The following is a 17487-nucleotide window of genomic DNA, read 5'->3' as shown; positions in this document are numbered from 1 at the left end:
GATCCTCGTCGGTATTCAGGTGCCGACAAGCGAGAACGATGGGTTCGAAAAATTCCTCACGACGCTCGGCTATCCGTATTGGGAAGAAACCAAGAACCCGGTTTATCGCCTCTTTTTAGGCTAGACAGGTTCAATCACGGGCTCGGGGTTTACCTTAGGCCTGGGCGGAGCGAGTCAAGTAAAAGCCCACTGCCGGAAATGAGCCAAAAGCCCCTCCCGGCGGGCGTTAGCGCTCGATGCAATCCATCAGGGTGAGCGTCCTGGATCGGCTGTTTATCGCCACAAGCGATACAGCCTATCCGCCATATCGCGTTGCGGGATACACCGTCTGATCGTCACACTGAGCGCAAATCATTCGCCGCATTCAGGAGACAACTCATGCGTACCCAAGTTGGCATCATCGGTGCCGGCCCTGCAGGCCTGCTGCTTTCCCATCTTCTTCATCAACGCGGCATCGAGTCCGTCGTGCTCGAAACGCGCAACCGCGAACAGATCGAATCCACCATCCGCGCCGGCGTGCTCGAACAGGGCACGATGGACCTGCTGACCGAAGCTGGTGTCGGCGCACGCATGAAAGCAGAAGGCGCGTTGCATCATGGCTTCGAACTGGCCTTTGAAGGCAAGCGTCGCCGGATCGATCTGACCGGGCTCACCGGACATTCGATCACCGTTTACGCGCAGCATGAAGTGATCAAGGACCTCGTCGCGGCACGTGTCGCGGCAAACGGCACACTGCATTTCGGTGTATCGGACACCTCGATTCACGGCATCGATACGGATCAACCGTCGATCCGCTATCGCCACGAAGGCGAATCGTACGAACTGCAATGCGATTTCGTCATTGGTTGCGACGGCTCGCAAGGCGTTTCGCGTGCATCGATTCCACAGGCGCTGCGCAAAGACTATGAACGTGTGTACCCGTTCGGTTGGTTCGGCATCCTGTGCGAAGGGCCGCCGTCGTCCGATGAACTGATCTACGCCCGCCACGATCGCGGCTTCGCGTTGATCAGCACGCGTTCGCCGAACGTGCAGCGTATGTACTTCCAGTGCGATCCGAAAGACTCGGTCGAGAACTGGTCTGATGATCGGATCTGGGCTGAATTGCACGCACGGGTCGATTCGCACGACGGTCAGAAGATTGTCGACGGCAAGATTTTCCAGAAGAACATTGTCGGCATGCGCAGTTTCGTGTCGGCCACGATGCAACATGGCCGCCTGTTCCTTGCCGGTGACGCCGCGCATATCGTGCCGCCGACCGGCGCGAAGGGTTTGAATCTGGCCGTCGCCGACGTGCGCGTGTTGACGAAAGCGTTGAACGCGTTCTACGTCGAAAACCGCTCCGATCTGCTCGACGGCTATAGTGAAACCGCGCTCAAACGCATCTGGCGCGCCGAACACTTCTCATACTGGATGACCAGCATGATGCACCGCATTGAAGGCGCGTCGCCGTTCGAACAGCAACTGCAGGTGGCCGAACTCGAATACGTCACCACCTCACGTCCGGCAGCGATCGCGATGGCGGAAAACTACGTCGGTGTAGCAGCAGTCTAGTTTCAAGCGCTGCGTTTAAAGCATCAGGATAAGTAGTGTTAGTTAAGCGACAAATCCCGATGCGCCGCAGCCTGAAACTCCGTAGGCGTGACGCCAGTCTGCTTACGAAAATAGCGGCTGAAATAGGCCGAATCTTCAAAGCCGAGCGCATGCGCGATCTGTTTGATGGTCTGGCCGGAATAGACCAGATCGCGCTGCGCCTCGCGTATCAACTGATCGTTGACGAGCGACATGGGTGACTGACCCAATTCGTCGCGGCAAATGCGGCCCAATTGTGCTGCCGTCACCCCTAATTTTCCCGCATAGAACTCGATGGGCTGATGCTCGCGAACATGCGCGGCAACCAGTTCGCGCAGCCGTTTGATCTGTGTCGCGCGCCGGTCGTTGACTGCCGTACCGGCCGCCGACGCAGCGTCGGTCAAACGCGCGACTTGTACAAAAAGTGCAATCATCAGCGACATGCCTGCTGCAATATGGCCGCGCGCACTGCCACGAAATTCCTGCTCCAGCAAACCGAACAGCGGCATCAGTGTGCGTTCGCCGAGTATGGGCCGCACGGGGATCAACGCGGGCCGTTGCAGCACCGGCACAAGTCCTGGTGACACCGCCTTCGAAATCGACTCCAGCGCGCGCTGCGCAGCGGTGATCACCAGTCCGTCGACGTCGGGCGAAAACACGAAACCATGCACGGTTTGCGCGGGAATCAGCACGATGCACGGTGGTTCGATCACGAGTCTCTCGCTCTCGATCAATACATGACCACTGCCGCTGCGGATATACAGAATCTGTAATAGCGCGTCGTGCCGGTGAGCGGCGATACGCCAGTCATTAGGACGGCTGCGTTCGGCGATCCATTCGAAATTGAACGCGTCGTACCAGGGCGGTCGCGCGGACTCTCCATACAGATCGTAGTTAGGGATTTTCCTCATGCCGTTTTGTCTCCTATGTACGAATTGTCCTGCGATGTGCTCCCTTTGTCCAATGTCTCCTGCGTGCGTATAGCTATACTTTTTTCATGGATGGGACGGTTGACTGGCACGGTGATTACGTCGCCCGCTGCATCGTACCCGAGATTAAAACCATGGAGATTCGGATGGCTAATCAAATGGATCAGGCCGGTGAGCATGTCGATTCACTGCACTGGCTAGCGCTTGACGGAAAGGTGTGTGTGGTCACCGGCGCGGCGGGCGGGATAGGCAGCGCCATTGCACACGTGTTGGGCGACGCGGGCGCACGCGTTGCACTGCTCGACCGTGACGAAGAAAGATGCCAGGCGCTTGCGAAAACACTGAATGCTAACGGCATCGAAGTGGTCGCGTTCGCGTGCGATATCGGCGATATCGACAGCGTGCGCGGTGCAGTGGCCGCGGTCGAATCTGCGTACAGCGCTGCCGACGTGCTCGTGAATAACGCCGGCTTGCTGCGTCCCGGCGGCATCGAAGAAATTGGCCTGGAAGCGTGGAACGCAATGCTGCGCGTGAATCTCACCGGCTACATGCTGTGCTCGCAACAGTTCGGACGCGGCATGTTAAAGCGGCGCACGGGTGCCATTGTGCATGTGGCGTCGGTGGCGGCACATCATCCGCAAACTTATAGCGGCGCATATAGCCCCGGCAAAGCAGGGGTCGCGATGCTGTCGAAGCAACTGGCGGCGGAGTGGGGGCCGCGCGGTATTCGCAGCAATACGGTGTGTCCCGGCATGATCCGCACGCCGCTGTCCGCGGCGTTCTATGAGCACGGCGATATCGAACAGCGGCGCAGCGCGATGACGGCTAGCCGCCGGATTGGCGAGCCGCAGGATATCGCCGACGTCGTCGCATTTCTGGCCAGCGCGCGAGCCGCGTACGTGAACGGCGCGGAGATTGTCGTCGACGGTGGGCTTGAAAGCATGCTGATGGATCTCGTGCCACGCCCCGGTTTCGAAGCCGCACAGCCTGCCGCACACCAGTCCGGCAACGAGGGACGTCCATCATGACCAACGCAACCCGCAACACCACGCTGACTTGCGACGTGCTCGTCATCGGCTCGGGTGCAGGCGGTCTGTCGACCGCAATCACCGCACGCAAACAGGGGCTCGACGTGATCGTGATCGAGAAGGAGCCGTTCTTTGGCGGAACGACTGCATTCTCCGGAGGCGTGCTGTGGATCCCTGGCAATCGTCACGCGAAAAGCAACCAGGTGAGCGACACCCGCGAAGCGGCGCTCAAGTACCTGCGTGATGAAACCGGTGACTTCTTCGACGCCGCCGCCGTCGATGCTTTTCTCGACACCGGCCCGCACATGCTCGATTTCTTCGAGAAGGAAACGGCAGTCAAATTCGTGCCGACGCTTTATCCCGACTATCACCCGAATGTGGCCGGCGGTGTCGATATCGGTCGCTCGGTGGTGGCCGCGCCGTTCGATGCACGGGCGCTCGGTAAAGACATCGTGCGTTTGCGGCCGCCGCTCAGAACGATCACGTTCATCGGCATGATGTTCAACTCGTCGAACGCGGACCTCAAGCACTTTTTCAATGCAACCCGTTCTTTTAAGTCTGCCATGTATGTCGCGAAGCGGCTGGCAAGCCATCTGAAAGATCTCGCGTTATACCGGCGTGGCGTGCAGGTGACGAGCGGCAATGCGCTGGCTGCACGCCTCGCGAAATCGGCGCTCGATCTCGGCATTCCAATCCACACGAATACGGGCGCACGTGAATTGACGATGGCAGGGCAACGCGTAACAGGTGCGCTCGTCGACGGAGCGGACGGCGAAATTCGCATCGTCGCACGGCGCGGTGTCGTACTGGCATGCGGCGGCTTTTCACACGACGTGGCGCGGATTGCCAAAGCGTATCCGCATGTACGGCGCGGCGGCGAACATGTGTCGCCGGTGCCGCCGGGCAATACCGGCGACGGCGTCGGCATGGCGGAGCGCCTCGGCGCGAAAGTCGCGATCCGTTATCCGCAACCGGCGGCCTGGATGCCGGTGTCGCGTGTACCGATGCGCGATGGCAGTGTCGGCGTGTTTCCCCATCTTCTGGATCGCTACAAGCCTGGCATTATCGGCGTCACGCGTGCGGGCAAGCGCTTCACGAACGAAGCGAATTCCTATCACGACGTGGGCGCGGCAATGATCGAAGCCTGCGCGAGCGAGCGGGAAACGGCGATGTGGTTGATCTGCGATCACGCGACCATCCGCAAATATGGGCTGGGCTTCGCGAAGCCCGCGCCAGTGCCGCTCGGGCCGTTGCTGCGCAACGGCTATCTGAATACCGGACGCACGCTTGCTGAACTCGCGCGCAATGCGGGTCTCGACGGCGAAGCACTTGAAGCGACGGTGAAGCACTACAACGTCGGCGCGGCGCGTGGTGATGATCCCGAGTTTGGACGAGGCACCACTTCGTTCAATCGTTATCTGGCAGACCCGGAACAGAGGCCTAATCCATGCGTCGCGCCAATCGGCGATGGCCCGTATTACGCGCTGAAAGTGCTGATGGGCGACCTCGGTACCTTCGACGGAATCTCGACCAAAGTCACCGGCGAAGTACTCGACGAAGCCGGTGCGCCGATTGCCGGCTTGTACGCCGTCGGCAACGATCGGGCGAGCGTGATGGGCGGCAACTATCCGGGCGCGGGCATCACGCTCGGACCGATCATGACCTTCGGCTATCTCACCGGCCGCCATCTTGCCGGTGTGAGCGGCACCGCTGCGCCCACACGACATAACGCTGAAGGATCCGAAACAGTATTGAGGACAGGCACATGAGTAGCGGCAAAGCATTTGTCGACCATCGTATTTATACGATCCGGCCGCGTGGGATGGCGGAATTCATCGACGTATTCGATCGGCTCGCGATGCCGATCCAGGTGGAGTATCTCGGTGCGCCGGTTGGCTTTTATATGAGCGACATCGGCGCGTTGAATCAGGTGGTGCATCTGTGGGGTTACGAGAGCATCGCCGATTACGACCTGCGCCGCACCGCGCGCGATGCCGACCCTGAATGGCCCGCTTATCTACAGGCTTCGGCGCATCTGATCGTTGCGCAGGAAAGCCGGATTATCAGACGCGTCGATTTCAGGAGCCTCGCCATGCTTCGCTAGCAGCGTGAGGGTTTGATCGTGTAACGGTGCGATTCTGGAGGAGACAGACATGACTAATCAGACAGGACGGGTTGCGATCGTGACCGGCGGCGCCAACGGCATTGGTTGGGCCACTGCGCAGCGCTTCGCACAGGAAGGATATCGCGTGGTGGTTGCCGATTTGCGCGCCCAGCATGCGCAGCAACGCGCGGAAGCGTTAGGTGCGGATCACGTCGGCATACGGGCCGATGTTGCTGTCGAAGTGGACGTGATTGCGCTTATCAACGCGTGTGTCGAACGTTTCGGCCGGCTCGATGTACTCGTCAATAATGCGGGCAATAGCGATCAGCCGTATCCGACCATCGAACAGAACATCGACGCGTTCGACCGGCTGATCGACATTCATCTGCGCGGCACTTTTCTCGCTTGCCGCGAGGCGGCGAAAGTGATGCTCACGCAGCGTAGCGGCGCGATCGTCAACCTTGCTTCGATAGCCGGTCTCGCTGGTATCCCGCAGCGCAACGCATACGGCGCCGCGAAAGCCGGCATCGCAGCGATGACGCGCTCGCTCGCCTGCGAATGGGCGCGCGAAGGCATTCGCGTGAATGCCGTGGCACCGGGCTACGTCGCCACCGAACTGGTGGAGACGCTCAAACTGAATGGCCAGATGGATCTCCAGGCAATCGAGCGGCGCACGCCGATGGGCCGGTTGGCACAGCCTGATGAAATCGCGCGGGCGATCGGCTTTCTTGCTTCCGACGCTGCGAGCTATATCACCGGAACGACGCTCATCGTGGACGGTGGCTGGCATGCATATGGAGCGGCTGGGTAGACGCGTGCGATTCACCTACTGGACATAGCCTCTTCAATAACATTTCGAATAATAAAAATTACCCCGTCATATCACGGAGACACCGCAATGAAAAAGCCTCGACTACGCAGGGCGGACGTTCTACGTCTGCACAATCCTGATACCCATTTCGCGCAGGAGATTGCCGGGCACGGAGGCGCGCTATGACAAGCTCGAATCGCCGGGTGGATGTTCAGGCCTTTATCGACGAACAACGCTTCTCGCCGTTTCAATGGACGATCCTCATCCTGTGTTTTCTGGTCGTTGCGGCCGATGGTTTCGATACCGCCGCAATCGGCTTTATCGCACCTTCACTGGTGCAGCAGTGGGGCATCTCGAGGAGTTCGCTTGGGCCGGTGATGAGCGCGGCACTCGTCGGGCTCGGCATCGGCGCGCTCGCCGCCGGCCCGTTTGCGGACCGTGTCGGCCGAAAAACGGTATTGGTGTTGTCGGTATTCTTCTTCGGCATCTGGAGCCTCGCTGCGGCGCGCGCGAGCTCGATTGAATCACTCACGGTGTTGCGCTTTTTCACCGGACTCGGTCTTGGCGCGGCGATGCCGAACGCCGTCACACTCATGTCCGAATATGCACCGGCAAGGATTCGCGCGATGGCGGTCAATGCGATGTTCTGCGGCTTTTCATGCGGACTCGCGATTGGCGGTCTCGCGTCCGCATGGCTGATTCCTCATTTCGGCTGGCCTGGTGTGCTCGTGGCGGGCGGCGTAGGGCCGATCGCGCTGACTGTGCTGCTGATTCTGTTGCTGCCGGAGTCAGCGCAGTTTCTCGCCGTGCGCAGGCAAGCGGACCAACGTATCGCGCGGATTTTGCAGCGCATTGCGCCGCATCTCAGTCTGGACGGATGCCGCTTCGTTGCACAGGAAGATCGCGGAGCGCACGCGACCAAAGCGGACACTGTGACCCACGCTTCTGATGCGAAGGAACGCGGCGGCCCTGGTACACGCGCTCAATGGGCACTCGCAGTCGTCCTCTCATCGCGCTACCGCTTTGGCACGTTGATGCTGTGGCTCGCGTATTTCATGGGTCTGCTGATCTACTATCTGCTCACCAACTGGCTGCCGACGCTGTTCAAAGACACCGGTTTTTCCAGTGAAAAAGCGGCATTGATGACATCGCTATTTCCACTCGGTGGCGTACTCGGCAACCTGTGCGTCGGCTGGATCATGGACCGCTTCGTCGGACACCGAGTCGTGGCATTGACTTATGTACTCGTGGGCTTACTCGTCTTGCTGGTGGGGCAAGGCGTCGGCCATCACATCTGGCTCGGCACACTGATTTTCCTCACGGGAACCGTGGCTACCAGCGCAGTCACGTCGATGTCGGCGCTCGCCGCGAGTTTCTATCCGACGCACGCGCGGGCAACAGGCGTTGCGTGGATGTTGGGGGTCGGCCGCATTGGCGGTGTGGCAGGGGCGCTGGTTGGCGCGGCGCTAATGGGGCTTGGCTGGCAATTCGGCGCGGTGTTCAGCCTGCTTTGCGTGCCGGCGGTCATCGCGGCCAGCGGTGTGTATCTGATGATGCGACGTGTACCCGACGATAAATCTGCGTCGGAACGCACGGTTGCGGCTATTGCGGTGAAATGATTGCTGCGTTGCAAAAGCGGTCGCTCTTATGACGGCGGCTGAGGGCGGCCGTTTTTCATTGTCGTGCCAAACACAACAGTGAATTCATGATTGATGGATTTATCCGTTACTGCGCGGCACTTACACTGGCTCCATCGCTGTCGCACAAGTTGCACCGGCAGCCCGCACGCAGACAATCCGTGGAGGTGGTTTCATGAAGTCGCTCATTCAAGCTGTTGCTATCGCTGTCGTTCTTGCCGCGCCGGTTGCATCGTTTGCGCAGTCGGCAAATCAACCCGAATCACAAGAATCGCAGACCACGCAAGCTCAGGTGTCCGGTCAGCAGAATAAAGCCCAAGCCGATAGCGGTTATGGTTCAGGCAGCCACGGCACATGGCAATCCGGCCGCGGCGGCAGCACGACGGTCAGCTCGTATTCCCCGCCGATTTACAACGCACGTTAAGCGTTATTTATCAACGTAGGCGCATAACGAAGCAGTCCACCGGAAAGAAAAAAAGCGCGCGACGAGCATTGAGCTCGCCGCGCGCTTTTGCATATCTATTCTCAGAGTACTCGCAACAACACCAGCTCGTTGCGCAGTAGCGCCATCAGATCATCATCACTAGGCCGCGTGCCCCAATGTCGCGCACCCGCCACTGAAGCGATCGCCATCCACGAGTGCGGCGGAAACCATTCGCGCAATAGCGTGCCGTCCTGTCGCAAACACAATTGCCCGGTCTGCTCGCTATATTCAGCGCAGATGAGCGTGCCGTCGACCTGCGCCGTTACTCGTCGTGGATCGCTGCGTAGCATATCGTCGCTCCTGCAAAGTGAGTGACGCGAATGCGGGCGCGGAACGGCTTCCTGATCGAAGCCGCTCCAGCCGATGCATTAGTGATAGCCGCGGTCGCGGTCGTCACCATGGCCATGCGGGCCGCGCGCGTCATGCCACTCGCGTCCATCGTGGTGATGTGCGTCCCAATCGCGGCGTTCCCAGTAACGATGGCCGTCGTAGTAACGATCGCCGTGCCAGCCGGGGCTCACCACGACGACTGGCGCCGGTGCATAGACCGGTGGTGGCGGCGGTGCATAGACCGGCTCGGGCGCCGCGACCACGACACCGGGTACGCCGATGTTCACACCGACATCGACGTGAGCCATAGCGGCCGACGATGCACCAATCCCCAGGCCTGCAACGATCGCCAGCGACATCCAGCGGTTTCGTGAAGTGTTCATGTTTTATTCTCGGGTTCTGCGATTAAGAGTGGAGGTGGCTGCGCCGACGCGCCTAGCCTAGTAATGGTCGTGATAGTGCGGATGATCGTGATAACCGCCGTCGGGGACCACGATACAGCCGCTCAATGTGGCGCCGAGCGTTGCTGCGAGAATGGCCAGCGCGAAAATTCGTTTCATGACGTTGCTCCCTTTTTGCTTGTGAACCGAACTCTACTGAGCGGCGAAAATATCGTTGTGTTTGTGTGTAACAGGACGTGTCGATGGCAATACGTATCGACAGAGCGTGTGGCGGGGAGAGAAGACCAACGCTGAGTGAAACGGCAGGCCGGTAAGCGATGACAAAACCGCAGGCAAGCTATTGAACGCGCTATGAAAAAAACGCTATAGGCGGGAGTGCCGTGGGTGTGGATGCAGCCGATGGCAAACACATCAACTGTCGATAAGTGGCTGACATCGTGTTTCACCGCTTCTATGCCGTGCGGATACATTCAGTTGCAGACTGGCGACGCGATGCCACGCGGCGAGTGCGCTTGCACGCGCTCACGGCGCTCGTCCCGATGCTGGTGAATGCACCCGCAGGAAAAGGATCACGCGCTATGGATTGCCATTGAGCTTTGCTTAGTGGCGCATGAATGATTCACTCGCGCCGCAAAAAATTGGCTCACGACGTGATAAATCTGGTGGGCCTGGCGGATCGCGCTAGGTTTTTCCACGCGTCGTTGATCCTGTAGAGAGCCGGAAATTCTGGCTTGATGAGGCCGACGCTGAAGCCGATAGTGTCGGGGTGAATCTGATGACGTGGTGCCCGGCTGTGGAGCCGCCCGGCGCCAGCACCACGCGTATCAGAGCTGGCAGGCGTTGCGAGCCAGTCCCGGGTAAACGATGACCAAAAATCGAAACTGAATCGGAATCCGCTTCCTTTCACGATGATATATTGCGCCGAAAGGGAAGAAGTCCGACATCAGACCGGACCACTAATCCAGATACCGGGTGATCCACCCGGCAACGGGACGTCAAGTCCATGGAGGAGGCATGAAGCTCAAGAAGGCTCTGGACCGCATTCCTGGCGGCCTGATGCTGGTGCCGCTGCTACTCGGCGCGTGTGTTCATACGTTCGCGCCAGGCGCCGGAAAATATTTCGGCTCGTTCACCAATGGTCTGATAACTGGCACCGTGCCGATTCTGGCAGTGTGGTTCTTCTGCATGGGCGCGACGATCGACTTGCGGGCGACCGGCGTCGTTCTGCGTAAATCGGGCACGTTGCTCGCGACCAAGATGCTGGTGGCGTGGATCGTCACGCTGATCGCCGCCCGCTTTATTCCCGTCGACGGCATCAAGACCGGCTTGTTCGCCGGCCTTTCGATGCTCGCCATCACCACGTCGATGGACATGACCAACGGCGGCCTCTACGCCGCGGTGATGCAGCAGTACGGAACCAAGGAAGAAGCCGGCGCATTCGTGCTGATGTCGATCGAATCCGGGCCGCTCGTCAGTATGATCATTCTGGGCGCGACGGGCGTCGCATTCTTCGAGCCGCGCCTCTTTGTTGGCGCGGTGCTGCCGTTTCTGATCGGCTTCACGCTCGGCAATCTCGACAGCGATCTGCGCGAGTTGTTCGGCCGTTGCGTGCATCCGCTGATTCCGTTTTTTGGCTTCGCGCTGGGTAATGGCATCGATCTGAACGTGATCGTTACCAGTGGCTTGCCCGGCGTCGTGCTGGGCCTCGCCGTGATCGTGGTGACCGGTATTCCGTTGATTCTCTCGGACCGCTGGCTGGCGGGCGGCAACGGCGCGGCTGGGCTGGCGGCGTCGTCGACGGCCGGGGCGGCGGTGGCGAACCCGGCGATCATCGCCGACATGATTCCGAGCTTTAAACCGTTAGTGCCGGCCGCGACCGCGATGGTCGCGACGGCTTGCCTGGTCACTGCGATTCTGGTGCCGATTCTGACGGCGCTCTGGGTCCGCCGGCACCACGCGCGCGATGCGTTGCGCGAAGAGTTTGTTGCCGCGCAGGCCGCACCGCTGAGTGAGCAGGACGCGCACGTTTGAGATGCGCTGGGTGGCCGGTTTGCGCATCATCGTGGCGCGAACGGGCCATCAGCCTATTGATGACAGCGGGACTTAGGCGGCTTAGCGGGCGCGCTCCTTCCCGGCTCCGAAGGCCGCCCAGCGCGCCATCGCTCCCAGCGTAGGGCCTAGCGCCGAAGCTTCGCCTCCAGCATCGCTTTCACCTCGGCCCATTCATCATCGATGATGCTAAAGCGCACTGAATTGCGCTTGCGTCCATCCGGCATGATCCGTTCGTGCCTTACCACGCCTTCCTGTTTCGCGCCGATCCGCAGAATCGCCGCGCGCGATTTTTCGTTGAGTTCGTCGGTCGTGAATTGCACACGCACACACTGCATCACGTCGAACGCGTGGCTCAGCAGCAGATACTTCGCTTCGGTATTCACCGCCGAGCGCTGCATGGATTGGCCCAGCCACGTATGGCCGATTTCGAGCTTGCGGTTGCTCCGGTCGATCTTCCAGAAGCGGGTGCTGCCGACAACCGCGCCGGTTTCCCGCAACACGATCACAAACGGCATCACGGTGCCGGCAGCGCGGCCTTCGAGCGCGGTCGCGATATAGCCACCGATGGTTTCAGGCCCCGGCACCACGGTCAGCTTCATATTCCACAAGTGTCCATCTGCGGCGGCGCCGAGCAGCGCTTGCGCGTGTTCCTGCTGAAGCGGGCGGAGTTCGACAGTCTTACCAGTCAGCGTGGGCTGCATGAGTTGATGGCGATGATCAGAAAGAAAACAGACACAATAAAAAAGGTCCGCGAGCGAAGGCTCGCGGACCCGGTGTGGTGCATCGCAGGAACGCTGGAGCGCAACGAACGCCCCAGCTATCCAATACCAATGTCAAGCCACGAGCCTTAAGCCGCCATCACCGACACGGCCTTGGTGACCAGGTAGCCTTCCATGGCTTCCGGACCGCCTTCCGAGCCGTAGCCCGAATCCTTCACGCCGCCAAACGGCATTTCCGGCGACGGCGTAGCAGGCTGGTTGATCCACAGCATGCCGACTTCGAGTTGTTGCGACAGCAAATGCACGTTGCTGAACGACTTCGTGAACGCATAGCCTGCCAGGCCGTACGGCAGACGGTTCGCTTCGGAGATTGCTTCTTCGAGCTTGTCGAAGCCGCGAATTGCCGCGATCGGGCCGAACGGCTCGTTGTTGAACACGTCCGATTCGAGCGACACGTTGGTCAGCACGGTCGGCGCGAAGAAGTTGCCTTCCGAACCCACGCGTTCGCCGCCGGTTTCGATCTTCGCGCCGGTCTTGCGCGCGTCGTCGATCACCTTGCTCATCGCGCCCAGGCGGCGAGCGTTGGCGAGCGGCCCGAGGGTCGTGCCTTCGGCGAGGCCGTCGCCGAGCTTCAGGCTTTCAGCGTGCTTGACCAGCGCCGCAGCGAACTCTTCGCGGATGCTGTTGTGCACGAGGAAACGTGTTGGCGAAATGCAGACCTGGCCGGCATTGCGGAACTTCGCGCCACCGGCTGCCTTGACGGCGAGCGCCACGTCCGCGTCTTCCGCGACGATCACCGGCGCGTGACCGCCCAGTTCCATCGTGGCGCGCTTCATGTGCTGGCCGGCCATCGCGGCCAGTTGCTTGCCGACCGGCGTCGAGCCGGTGAACGTGACCTTGCGGATCACCGGATGCGGAATCAGGTAGCTCGAAATTTCAGCCGGATCGCCGAACACCAGACCGACCGTGCCAGCCGGCACGCCGGCTTCGACGAAAGCCTGCAGCAGCGCTGCCGGCGACGCCGGGGTTTCTTCGGGTGCCTTGACGAGGAACGAGCAGCCACTGGCCAGCGCCGCGCTCAACTTGCGCACGATCTGGTTGACCGGGAAGTTCCACGGCGTGAATGCCGCGACCGGGCCGATCGGCTCCTTCAACACCAGTTGCTGCGCGGACAGGTTACGCGACGGCACGATCCGGCCGTAGACGCGGCGGCCTTCGTCCGCGAACCATTCGATGATGTCTGCAGCAGCCAGCACTTCGACGCGCGCTTCGGCGAACGGCTTGCCTTGTTCCTGCGTCATCAGACGGCCGATGTCGGCAGCGCGCTCGCGCACCAGCGCAGCGGCTTTGCGCATCGTCGTAGCGCGCTCGTTGGCCGGAATCTTGCGCCATGCGTTGAAACCGCGTTGCGCGGCTTCCAGTGCGCGGTCCAGATCGGCGATGCCGGCGTGCGCCACTTTGCCGATGGCCTGGCCGGTGGCCGGGTTGATGACGTCGAGAGTCTTGCCGCTGGCGGCATCGCACCATTCGCCGTTGATCAGAAGTCGGGTATCGGTATAGGTCGAGGTGGCCATGCTGGGTTCCTGTTAGTGGGAGAAACGGGAAAAAACGACAGACCGTGCGGTCGGGCGAGGGCTGCAACCGGACTAGCGCGGCTCTGGATGGACTGCCGATTCCAATGATTTTATCTGATTGCGGGCAATCGCATCGGCGGGCCGCCCAGTCCTGGTGCGCGGCATGCGTCTTGCGTGAGGGCTGCGGCGGCGCCGGAAAACAGGTCGAAGCGGCGTCGCGCAAACTGGCGTAAAGTCAGGCGGCAGTGGCAGTGGTATGAGCGGGCGCGGGCCCGCGGCCTTGAACGGTGTCGGATACACGCAGGACCGGCGCGGCAAAGGTTCGGAAGTAGCAGTCAGTAGTCAAGAGACGGCGAATACCGCCCAATCAACCCAGATGCAAACGAGGAATTGACATGCCAACCGGTACAGTGAAATGGTTCAACGACGCTAAAGGCTTTGGATTCATTACCCCCGACGACGGCGGGGAAGATCTTTTTGCCCATTTCTCGGAGATTCGTTCCGAGGGATTCAAGTCGTTGCAGGAAAACCAGAAAGTCAGTTTTGAAATCAAGCAAGGGCCCAAAGGCAAGCAGGCGGCGGATATCAAGCCGGTGTGACGCGGGCGGCGGCCGGTTCGTGCTTATAGAGGTACGGGCCGGCCGCGATTTGCTTGATGGCGATGGCGGTTGTCCCGGTGCGGTGCGCACAGGGACGATTTCATCCGATGCGCGAATCCGGTGCATGGGCTCTGGGCTCTTGCGCGGACGATTTTTAGCCCGGTTTTCCGGGTGTTTTTTTGCCGGCTTCTCAGCCCGCCTTTCAACCCGTCGTTCAATCCGCCTTTCAATCCGGCCTTTCAACCCGGCCTTTCAACCCGCCGTCAGCCCCGCACCGATCCCCTCGAGCAACGCCTCCCGCAGATCGCCAAGCGACGCATCGCGCCGGTCGCGCGGATGCGGACCGCTCACGGCGATATCGCGCACCAGACGTCCCGCGCCATGGGGTCCCGTTGTATTGAGCAGCAGCACCCGGTCGGACAGATATAACGCTTCATCCAGGTCATGCGTGACGATCAGCGCGGCAGTGCCGTGTGCGCGCGTCAGCGACAGCAGCAGATTTTGCAGACGCATGCGCGTCATTGCGTCGACGGCGCTGAACGGTTCGTCGAGCAGCAGCAGGTCGGGCTGGGAGAAAAGACCCCGGGCGAGCGCGGCGCGCTGCGCCATGCCGCCCGATAGCTGCTTCGGCAGCGCCGCGCCGATGCCGGCAAGACCCACCTCGTCGAGCAGGCGTGCGACGCGCGGGTCGCTGCCCTGGCGTGGTCCTGCGGAAAATGCGACGTTGTCGGCCACGCTCAGCCAGGGCAGCAGACGTGGCTCCTGAAAGATCACACCGACGCGCGGCGAGGGGCCGCGTCGAACCAGGCCGTCGAGTAGAAGTTCGCCGTCGAAATCACGATCGAGTCCGGCCAGTACGCGCAGCAACGTGCTCTTGCCGCATCCGCTCGGACCGACAAGGCTGACGATTTCGCCACGCCCCAGCGTGAAGCTCACGCGCTCGAGTACGTTTCGTGTTTCGTAGCGCTTGCTGACCGCACGGACTTCGAGAAGCGGCGGGGTGTGGATCGTCTCCGCCGCGTTGGTCACGGCAGACACGTCAATCATTTCGGCCACGTTGGCGTCTCCAGCAGCCAGGTTCATCGCTCACCTCCCGACGCTACATCGCGATCCGCGGTATCGCGCCACGACAGCACATGCGTTTCGATCGCCTTGAGCACGCTGTCGCTCAGCTTGCCGAGCAACGCGAGCAGCAGGATCGCACCGAACACGAGATCGGGCCGGCCCGTCTCGCGTCCGTCGCTCAGCAGATAACCCAGGCCGCGCGTGGCGGCGATCAGTTCGGCGGCCACCATGAACATCCACGCGAGGCTCAGCCCCGTGCGCAAGCCGGTGAAAATATGCGGCAACGACGCTGGCAGCAGAACGCGCGTGAACAGCGCCCGTCGGCTCAAACCGTTGACCTCGCCGAGTTCGATCAGCTTGCGGTCGACGCCGCGAATTCCTGCCACCACGCTCAACTGCACCGGAAAGAACGCACCGATCGCGACAAGCGCGATTTTCGGCGCTTCGTCGATCCCCATCCACAGCAGCAGAATCGGCACCCACGCAAGCGACGGAATGGCGCGCAGTGCCTGAAACGCGGGATCGAGCAGCGCATCGAAGCGGCGGCTCAGGCCCATCAGCGCGCCGACCAGCAACGCGAGCGCGGCGCCTATTCCAAAGCCTGCGAACACGCGCAGCGTGCTCGCGCCGATATGACGGCCGAGCCGTCCGGCGCCGAGTTGCCAGAGCGTCTCGACGATCGAACTCGGTGCCGGCACCAGATGCTCGGGCAACACCGATGCACGCACCAGCGCTTCGATCAGCGCGAGAAATGCCAGCGGCAGGATCAGGCCGGCAATGCGCCAGCGCCTGAGCGGGTCGCGCGTCGGCGTGGCACGCTGTCCGGCAGCGGCGTGCGCGAGGCGGTTGAGGGCGAGCGATTCGTCGGTAGCCATGAGCGGGTGTCGTTCAGTCGGGGAATCAGTGAATCAGTGAGTCAGTGAGTCAGTGAGTCAGGTGCAGATGATCGAAGCAGCGGCACACACAGGCCTCATTGGCCGTTTTGTCCATTTGCCGCGGCATTTTGCGCAATCACGGGTTGTGCCGCTTTCACATCGATCAGCGCGTCGATCACCTGATTCAGATCCGTACCCGGCTTCACCAGTTGCTCCTGGACGAGAATCGGCGCGGCTTCCTTGAGCGCTGCGAGTTGCTGCGGCCCCGGCTGTGGATGACTGAAATCGTTGCGGCTCAATTGCAGCTTCGCGACCGGTAACGACACCTTCGATTCCTCCGCGATGATCTTCGCGGTTTCATCCGGATGCGCAGCGATCCACACGCGCGCCTTTTCATAGACCTTCAATACTTGCACGAGGGTTTCGGGATGGTCATGAATGAAGTCTTCACGCGCATCGAGCAGCCCCCACGTGTTGAAATCGACATTGCGATAGATCAGCTTTGCACCATCGTCGACCTGGGCCGCGGCCATATGCGGATCGAGTCCGGCCCACGCGTCGACCTGGCCATTGGCCAGTGCGGTGCGGCCATCGGGATGCTGAAGATTGACGATTTCCACGTCGTCGCGTGAGAGGCCCGCCGTATGCAACGCACGCAGTGTGAAGAGGAACGGATCGGTGCCTTTGGTCGCGGCGATCTTTTTGCCTTTGAGGTCCGCGAGCGTTTTGATCGGCGAATCTTTGCGTACCACTAGTGCGGTCCACTCGGGGCGCGAAAAAACATACACCGAGCGAATCGGATTGCCATTCGCTTTTGCCAGTACCGCAGCAAGTCCGGCTGTCGAACCAATGTCGATTGCACCGCTATTCAGGTACTCCAGCGCGCGATTGCTACCGAGACTCAGTACCCATTTGACTTCCGTATGCTGCGGCGCGAGTGCCTGTTCAAGCCAGCCATTGCGTTTGATCACGAGACTTTCTGGCGAATAGTACGCGTAGTCCAGTTTCAATTCCGCAGGGGGCGCCGCGCGCACGATAGCCGGTGCAAAAAGGGCGACCGTAGCAGTGGCGGCAATCAGAAGAGACGTGAAGCCAGCGCGAAAGCCTTGACCGAAGTCCGCACCGAAGCGGCCCGCTTTCGGCGCACGCGAAGTACCCGAAGTACCTGAAGTACCCGAAGTACTCGAAGAAAAATGCGGCAAGCGTGCCGTGCCCCGCGAGAAGATCATTGAACGGTCCTGGTCTGTCATTGAGTAGTGACCGATCAATGTAGTGAATACGTAAGCGAAACTGAACGAATAAAAACTCAC

General features: G+C 60.8%; 17 protein-coding genes. 9 read left to right on the top strand and 8 right to left on the bottom strand.

The annotated features are described in order from the left end of the window. Positions 1-378 precede the first annotated feature (378 nt). Positions 379-1551, top strand: a complete 1173-nt coding sequence (locus LMG28727_RS02955; RefSeq protein ID WP_201640792.1) for a 4-hydroxybenzoate 3-monooxygenase — start codon at positions 379-381, stop codon at positions 1549-1551. A gap of 38 nt (positions 1552-1589) precedes the next feature. Here the strand turns inward: LMG28727_RS02955 and LMG28727_RS02950 are convergent, their stop codons facing one another. Next, entirely contained in the window at positions 1590-2480 is an 891-nt protein-coding gene (locus LMG28727_RS02950; RefSeq protein ID WP_201640791.1) for a helix-turn-helix domain-containing protein, read from the bottom strand. 176 nt (positions 2481-2656) lie between these two features. Here LMG28727_RS02950 and LMG28727_RS02945 point away from each other — a divergent pair, with 176 nt between their 5' ends. The 6 genes from LMG28727_RS02945 to LMG28727_RS02920 all read left to right on the top strand — a co-directional run bounded on the left by LMG28727_RS02945 (position 2657) and on the right by LMG28727_RS02920 (position 8502). Beyond that, the gene (locus tag LMG28727_RS02945; RefSeq protein WP_407945821.1) at positions 2657-3526 is read left to right on the top strand and encodes an SDR family NAD(P)-dependent oxidoreductase; all 870 of its coding nucleotides are present in this window, start codon (positions 2657-2659) and stop codon (positions 3524-3526) included. Then, positions 3523-5295, top strand: coding sequence for an FAD-dependent oxidoreductase (locus tag LMG28727_RS02940; protein WP_201640789.1), 1773 nt, complete (start codon positions 3523-3525; stop codon positions 5293-5295). Before LMG28727_RS02945 ends, LMG28727_RS02940 begins: the two co-directional genes overlap by 4 nt. Beyond that, positions 5292-5630 (top strand): NIPSNAP family protein, encoded by a 339-nt coding sequence (locus tag LMG28727_RS02935; protein WP_201640788.1) that lies wholly within the window; start codon positions 5292-5294, stop codon positions 5628-5630. Before LMG28727_RS02940 ends, LMG28727_RS02935 begins: the two co-directional genes overlap by 4 nt. A 49-nt stretch (positions 5631-5679) precedes the next feature. After that, on the top strand, positions 5680-6441 hold the full coding sequence (locus LMG28727_RS02930) for an SDR family NAD(P)-dependent oxidoreductase (protein ID WP_201640787.1): 762 nt from the start codon (positions 5680-5682) through the stop codon (positions 6439-6441). 182 nt (positions 6442-6623) lie between these two features. After that, positions 6624-8060 (top strand): MFS transporter, encoded by a 1437-nt coding sequence (locus LMG28727_RS02925; RefSeq protein WP_201640786.1) that lies wholly within the window; start codon positions 6624-6626, stop codon positions 8058-8060. 193 nt (positions 8061-8253) lie between these two features. Continuing rightward, positions 8254-8502 (top strand): hypothetical protein, encoded by a 249-nt coding sequence (locus LMG28727_RS02920; RefSeq protein ID WP_201640785.1) that lies wholly within the window; start codon positions 8254-8256, stop codon positions 8500-8502. A 101-nt stretch (positions 8503-8603) separates the two neighbouring features. Here LMG28727_RS02920 and LMG28727_RS02915 read toward each other — a convergent pair whose 3' ends face one another. Next, on the bottom strand, positions 8604-8852 hold the full coding sequence (locus LMG28727_RS02915) for a hypothetical protein (RefSeq protein ID WP_201640784.1): 249 nt from the start codon (positions 8850-8852) through the stop codon (positions 8604-8606). 78 nt (positions 8853-8930) lie between these two features. Beyond that, positions 8931-9275, bottom strand: a complete 345-nt coding sequence (locus LMG28727_RS02910) for a hypothetical protein (protein WP_201640783.1) — start codon at positions 9273-9275, stop codon at positions 8931-8933. Between the two features lie 1032 nt (positions 9276-10307). Here LMG28727_RS02910 and kdgT point away from each other — a divergent pair. After that, positions 10308-11324, top strand: a complete 1017-nt coding sequence (gene kdgT / locus LMG28727_RS02905; protein WP_201640782.1) for a 2-keto-3-deoxygluconate transporter — start codon at positions 10308-10310, stop codon at positions 11322-11324. Positions 11325-11470: 146 nt separating this feature from the next. On the opposite strand, the gene LMG28727_RS02900 is transcribed toward kdgT, so the two are convergent. Then, positions 11471-12046 carry a GNAT family N-acetyltransferase gene (locus LMG28727_RS02900; RefSeq protein WP_201640781.1) on the bottom strand — a complete coding sequence of 192 codons (576 nt, stop codon included), beginning with the start codon at positions 12044-12046 and terminating at the stop codon, positions 11471-11473. Between the two features lie 146 nt (positions 12047-12192). Further along, the gene (locus LMG28727_RS02895) at positions 12193-13638 is read right to left on the bottom strand and encodes an NAD-dependent succinate-semialdehyde dehydrogenase (protein WP_201640780.1); all 1446 of its coding nucleotides are present in this window, start codon (positions 13636-13638) and stop codon (positions 12193-12195) included. A gap of 395 nt (positions 13639-14033) precedes the next feature. On the opposite strand from LMG28727_RS02895, the gene LMG28727_RS02890 reads away from it, so the two are divergent. Beyond that, positions 14034-14237: a cold-shock protein gene (locus LMG28727_RS02890; RefSeq protein ID WP_007181784.1), complete on the top strand. Its 204-nt coding sequence runs from the start codon at positions 14034-14036 to the stop codon at positions 14235-14237. Between the two features lie 252 nt (positions 14238-14489). Here the strand turns inward: LMG28727_RS02890 and LMG28727_RS02885 are convergent, their stop codons facing one another. From LMG28727_RS02885 to LMG28727_RS02875, 3 genes are all read right to left on the bottom strand, one after another. After that, positions 14490-15284 carry an ABC transporter ATP-binding protein gene (locus LMG28727_RS02885; RefSeq protein WP_201640829.1) on the bottom strand — a complete coding sequence of 265 codons (795 nt, stop codon included), beginning with the start codon at positions 15282-15284 and terminating at the stop codon, positions 14490-14492. Between the two features lie 32 nt (positions 15285-15316). Further along, positions 15317-16177 carry an ABC transporter permease gene (locus LMG28727_RS02880; protein ID WP_201640779.1) on the bottom strand — a complete coding sequence of 287 codons (861 nt, stop codon included), beginning with the start codon at positions 16175-16177 and terminating at the stop codon, positions 15317-15319. Between the two features lie 95 nt (positions 16178-16272). Then, entirely contained in the window at positions 16273-17406 is a 1134-nt protein-coding gene (locus LMG28727_RS02875; RefSeq protein WP_236591569.1) for an aliphatic sulfonate ABC transporter substrate-binding protein, read from the bottom strand. Positions 17407-17487: the final 81 nt, after the last annotated feature.

The organism is Paraburkholderia metrosideri (assembly GCF_904848625.1).
Taxonomy (GTDB): Bacteria; Pseudomonadota; Gammaproteobacteria; order Burkholderiales; family Burkholderiaceae; genus Paraburkholderia; species Paraburkholderia metrosideri.
The sequence above is the reverse complement of the archived record's forward strand: the minus strand, read 5'-3'. Positions and strand labels throughout refer to the sequence as shown.

Coding starts and splice junctions, on each gene's coding strand:
- LMG28727_RS02930 (WP_201640787.1), top strand. CDS start 5,680: ATGACTAATCAGACAGGACGGGTTGCGATCGTGACCGGCGGCGCCAAC.
- LMG28727_RS02880 (WP_201640779.1), bottom strand. CDS start 16,177: ATGGCTACCGACGAATCGCTCGCCCTCAACCGCCTCGCGCACGCCGCT.
- LMG28727_RS02910 (WP_201640783.1), bottom strand. CDS start 9,275: ATGAACACTTCACGAAACCGCTGGATGTCGCTGGCGATCGTTGCAGGC.
- LMG28727_RS02945 (WP_407945821.1), top strand. CDS start 2,657: ATGGATCAGGCCGGTGAGCATGTCGATTCACTGCACTGGCTAGCGCTT.
- LMG28727_RS02925 (WP_201640786.1), top strand. CDS start 6,624: ATGACAAGCTCGAATCGCCGGGTGGATGTTCAGGCCTTTATCGACGAA.
- LMG28727_RS02915 (WP_201640784.1), bottom strand. CDS start 8,852: ATGCTACGCAGCGATCCACGACGAGTAACGGCGCAGGTCGACGGCACG.
- LMG28727_RS02900 (WP_201640781.1), bottom strand. CDS start 12,046: ATGCAGCCCACGCTGACTGGTAAGACTGTCGAACTCCGCCCGCTTCAG.
- LMG28727_RS02885 (WP_201640829.1), bottom strand. CDS start 15,284: ATGATTGACGTGTCTGCCGTGACCAACGCGGCGGAGACGATCCACACC.
- LMG28727_RS02895 (WP_201640780.1), bottom strand. CDS start 13,638: ATGGCCACCTCGACCTATACCGATACCCGACTTCTGATCAACGGCGAA.
- LMG28727_RS02940 (WP_201640789.1), top strand. CDS start 3,523: ATGACCAACGCAACCCGCAACACCACGCTGACTTGCGACGTGCTCGTC.
- LMG28727_RS02890 (WP_007181784.1), top strand. CDS start 14,034: ATGCCAACCGGTACAGTGAAATGGTTCAACGACGCTAAAGGCTTTGGA.
- LMG28727_RS02955 (WP_201640792.1), top strand. CDS start 379: ATGCGTACCCAAGTTGGCATCATCGGTGCCGGCCCTGCAGGCCTGCTG.
- LMG28727_RS02935 (WP_201640788.1), top strand. CDS start 5,292: ATGAGTAGCGGCAAAGCATTTGTCGACCATCGTATTTATACGATCCGG.
- kdgT (WP_201640782.1), top strand. CDS start 10,308: ATGAAGCTCAAGAAGGCTCTGGACCGCATTCCTGGCGGCCTGATGCTG.
- LMG28727_RS02920 (WP_201640785.1), top strand. CDS start 8,254: ATGAAGTCGCTCATTCAAGCTGTTGCTATCGCTGTCGTTCTTGCCGCG.
- LMG28727_RS02875 (WP_236591569.1), bottom strand. CDS start 17,406: ATGATCTTCTCGCGGGGCACGGCACGCTTGCCGCATTTTTCTTCGAGT.
- LMG28727_RS02950 (WP_201640791.1), bottom strand. CDS start 2,480: ATGAGGAAAATCCCTAACTACGATCTGTATGGAGAGTCCGCGCGACCG.